We start from the raw sequence: 2,663 nt of genomic DNA on the forward strand, positions 1-2,663 counted from the left end.
ACAATCCCTATGATCAACACACCTGTCAGACACCGTGAATGCTCTTGGCTTGAGCAATTTCAAGCTCTTTGCATATAATGCACAAGGTTCCTGGGAAATAATAACGGAAACACCTTTGTATTCAAGAGCTTCTTTAATAATCTCAATGCTCTTTTTTACCTTAAACGGTTTTACGATGGAAACATGTTCCACGCCCAGAGTTCTCACAAGCTTTTCAATATTCACACGGCCAAAACCGTCCAGACCGAATCTTTCCATGTCCACGCCTGGATGGGGCTGATGTCCGGTCATGGCAGTGATATCATTCTCAAGGATGACCAGGGTAAAATTATGGTTGTTAAATACGGCATTGACCAGCCCTGTGATACCTGAATGGAAAAAAGTGGAATCTCCGATAAAGGAGACCACTTTCTGGTCCGTGGCCTGCCCAAATCCGCAGGAGGTACTGACCGAGGACCCCATGCAGATGACAAAGTCACCCATATTTAAAGGCGGCAGAAAACCCAAAGTATAACACCCGATATCAGTGGGGCAGATGATATCCATATCTTTGCCTGCCTGTTTCACTTCATAAAAGGTTGCCCTGTGAGAACATCCGGAACAAAGATTTGGCGGCCGCATGGGAATTTCGGGAACATCTGTAGTATCTAATTTTGCTTTTGGTGTATAATCAATCCCAAAGTAACCGGCTATCTTTTCTCTTACCATGGCGGGATCATATTCGGAAAGGCGGGAAAAAAGCGCTTCTGATTTACCGCTGATGGGGATCATAACGCCTGCTTCCTGGGCAAATGCTTTTACAGCCTCCTCCATAAAAGGTTCACCTTCTTCAATGACAAGAACCTTTTCACAATCCTTTACAAAATTTTTAATGAGTTTTTCCGGCATGGGATTGGAAAATCCCGGACGTAAAACCTTTGTATTGTCTTCAATGCCAAGATCCTTTACTGCATCCAGGGCATAATAAAAACTCACACCATTGACAATAATACCAAATTTTCCTGACCCTTCAATTGGATTAAAGTCAGAAATCTCAGAAAGCCCTTTTGCCTTATCCATTTTTCCCAACAGTTTGGCATGAAGCTGTCTTGCAACAGCAGGGACTGTTACGCATCTGAAGGGTTCCCGGATAAATTTTCCTTTGGTTTCCATAGGTCTCATATCACCAAAGGTCACAAAGGCATTGGAATGATTGATCCTTGTGGTGGTTCGAAGCAGAACGGGCTGACTTAATTGTTCTGAAAGATCAAATGCATATTTAATCATCTCTTTGGCTTCAGGCACTGAAGAGGGTTCAAGCATGGGCAGATTGCCAAATTTGGCATAATACCGGTTATCCTGCTCATTCTGGCTTGAAAACATGGCCGGGTCATCAGCCGTCAGGATGACCATGCCACCAGTCACTCCTACATAAGCCAAGGTCATCAAGGGGTCTGCCGCGACATTCAAGCCGACATGCTTCATCATGCAGAAGGTACGAAGCCCTGAATTAGCAGCCGCTGCTGCAACTTCCAGTGCTACTTTCTCATTGGTACTGTATTCAAAATAAAAATCCGATTCCTGGGACATCTGGAAAAGATTCAGCGAAATTTCAGAAGAAGGGGTACCGGGATAGGTTGTGGCAAATGCCACACCCGCTTCAATAGCGCCTCTGGCAATGGCTTCATTCCCCAGAAGCATAATTTTTTCACCCGGGCTGTCATTCAATAATTTGTGCATGTATTCTCCTTAATTTAAGGGCAGTTTACAATAATTTATGAATATAATTTTTCTGCATCTTTAAGAGATGCAGCATATCCTTTGAAACCGTCAATGTCTTCGCATGAATTAATGGAACCGGAAGCAAAAAATCCCTCCACCATGGTTTTTTCACCATGCCTGATCAGGCCCATAAAAAGTATGGGGACAAGGCTGATATTTCCTTTCCCTGTTTCGACTGCAAAGTCATAGGGCTCCTTTGTATCATAAACAGCATACAGATCTTTTTGCACAGGCATAAGCTGAACGATCTCAGGATGTTGGTGGTTATGAGTATGATCACTGCAATGATTACACATTATTAACACCTTTCATTCTTTTATCTGGTTATTGTCAAGTATTTGCTTTTTCAAGCAGGTCATTAGCTTCATTATAGCCGTCATATGGCTGTCCAACGCTACCGGTATTTATAATATATCTTCTGATTTTTGCAAGAGAAAGTATTAATTTTATTAATATTTTCTTTTTTTGAGTGCCTGTAAGTCATCTTTGCTGAACCGATATACTGAATTACAATGATGACAGCGCACCTCTACAGGGAACGGACCTTTTCCCATCATATCCTTTTTCTCTTCTGTTTGCAGATTTCTTAAATACCCTTCCATTCTCTGTTTTGAGCACCTGCAAAAAAACTCTACCCGGCTGTTGCTTAAAAATTTCGGTTCAAGGTTTGAAAACTCCTTATGAATAATTTCTTCTGGTGAGCGTCCCTTGGCAAACACTTCACCCAGAGAATCAATGCTCTGAATCATTTTTTCAGCTTCAATAACCTTGGATGCATCTGCACCCGGAAGTGCCTGAAGAAAAATCCCCCCTGCTCCCTTAACTTCTTCCTTGTTATTGAAAAAAACACTTAATTTAAATCCAGTGGGAATCTGTTCGGATATCAAAAAATAATTGGCCAG

At 42.1% G+C, this 2,663-nt stretch carries 3 protein-coding genes; all 3 read right to left on the bottom strand.

Annotated features, from left to right (window positions below; translation table 11 throughout):
• On the bottom strand, window positions 1-1,719 hold a 1,719-nt coding region (iorA, locus tag K8S13_RS05810; protein ID WP_291461146.1), incomplete at its 3' end, for an indolepyruvate ferredoxin oxidoreductase subunit alpha.
• A gap of 35 nt (window positions 1,720-1,754) precedes the next feature.
• A complete protein-coding gene (locus K8S13_RS05815; protein ID WP_291461148.1) occupies window positions 1,755-2,057 on the bottom strand; it encodes a hypothetical protein in 303 nt (100 codons plus the stop codon).
• 153 nt (window positions 2,058-2,210) lie between these two features.
• Window positions 2,211-2,663, bottom strand: a 453-nt coding sequence (locus tag K8S13_RS05820) for an Hsp33 family molecular chaperone HslO (RefSeq protein ID WP_291461149.1), incomplete at its 5' end; no start/stop codon positions are given.

It is taken from the genome of Desulfobacula sp., from assembly GCF_021107415.1.